This window comes from Cupriavidus sp. SIMBA_020 (assembly GCF_046535395.1).
GTDB classification, from domain to species: Bacteria; Pseudomonadota; Gammaproteobacteria; order Burkholderiales; family Burkholderiaceae; genus Cupriavidus; species Cupriavidus campinensis.
Window position 1 is genome coordinate 1 of record NZ_JAWRWU010000606.1, and the last position, 271, is coordinate 271.

The following is a 271-nucleotide window of genomic DNA, read 5'->3' on the forward strand; positions in this document are numbered from 1 at the left end:
TGAATCTCGGCCCTTAACAATAGTTAACGAATCTCGGGAGCGGGCGGTTTGGCCGGGTTTCGCATGGGGCTTATCAGTGGCGTATCGGGAACACCGCGCGCAGATTAACCGGGAATGCGGTTGTGATGGCGTCAGCGACGGTGAAGAGCCCATCAGGGCTTGCTTGCCGTGAACGGCGCGTGAAGTTCATTGACTCGAGAAATGCCGATGAGAGATTGGGACGACGAAACCGAAGAGGAAGAAGCGCCGCCGCTGGTTGGACCGCAGCGGC

The 271-nt window shown here is 58.7% G+C and carries 1 protein-coding gene; it reads right to left on the reverse strand.

The window, feature by feature from the left end; genetic code table 11:
* Positions 1-73: 73 nt before the first annotated feature.
* Positions 74-271, reverse strand: a 198-nt coding sequence (locus tag SB751_RS30710; RefSeq protein WP_410749115.1) for a hypothetical protein, incomplete at its 5' end; no start/stop codon positions are given.